Genomic DNA, 1071 nt, shown 5'->3' with positions numbered 1-1071 from the left:
ATCCTGGCAAAACAATAAAGGTGATCTTATGAAAAGTTTAAATCTGTAGTGCCAAAATTCGATTTCCTGAAGTTGTAACTCATTGATTTTACACAACTTAATTTTTTGAGTCATGAACTTAGGTTAACACTAAATGTAGCCCCTACAAATGTATCAATTGCAGATGGACTAAATGTAAGTTTAGTTTTAGCTAACTTATGAGGTAATTTAACAGGTGGTGCAGGTGCTGGCGGTGCAGGAGCAGGTGATGGTTGTGTCTTAAAGAAACTATTTCGTAAAATCATAGCGTCATCTATATTTATCCGCTCATCGCCATTATAATCAGCTTCCTTGTTCCATCTTTCATCTCCTATGATTGAGAGATAGGCATTTCGTAAGACCATAAAATCCTCAATATCTACTACCCCATCATTATTAGAATCACCATTTAAAAGGGTAAGCGTAGCGACTTGCGTCTTTGTTCCAGGATAAACTATTATCCCGGTAATAGTCGCAGGAGATACACCAAATGTATCGGCTTGCAAGGTATAAGTTCCCGGGATAACCTCTAAAAAGGTATAATAACCGCCTATTGCGGTACTGGTTGTTCCTACGCCTGCAAGGGTAATTGAAATGCCGGCATTAGTGCCTGTATCCTTTGGTGGGTCAATTATTACATATCCCTCCATACTACCATACTCATAGATAGTTACAGTGCCTCCATAAGTAGTAACTGGAATAGGTTGATTATCACTATCTTTAAGCACCGTCCAACGGTTATCAGGTTTATCAAAGACAAAGGAGATAGTAGCAGTCCCTGGTGCTTTAGATTTAAATCTAATTTTTGCTAATATCCCTGAGCCATCTGCGGTATTAGTGGCAGGGACTAAAATCAGGCTATAGGCAATCTGTCCGATAGTATTGGTAGCAGCGGCATAAAGTAATGATGCCTGTGGAGGAAAAGGTCCTTGAGTAATTTGTATGCCCTCTTCTGCTGGATTATCATCTAATACCTCTAAACGATTATGGTCAAAGTCAAGGAATACATCAAGTCCAGCTAAATTCACTACATCTTTTAACCAGATATCTAAA

1 protein-coding gene is annotated in these 1071 nt (G+C 38.7%); it reads right to left on the bottom strand.

Features of this window, described 5'->3' with window-relative positions; all coding sequences use genetic code 11:
- Positions 1–110: 110 nt before the first annotated feature.
- Positions 111–1071: dockerin type I domain-containing protein (locus AB1414_21415; GenBank protein ID MEW6609970.1), on the bottom strand; the 961-nt coding region annotated here is incomplete at its 5' end.

The sequence above is a fragment of the bacterium genome (assembly GCA_040755795.1).
GTDB lineage: Bacteria > UBA9089 > CG2-30-40-21 > CG2-30-40-21 > SBAY01 > JBFLXS01.
The sequence above is the reverse complement of the archived record's forward strand: the minus strand, read 5'-3'. Positions and strand labels throughout refer to the sequence as shown.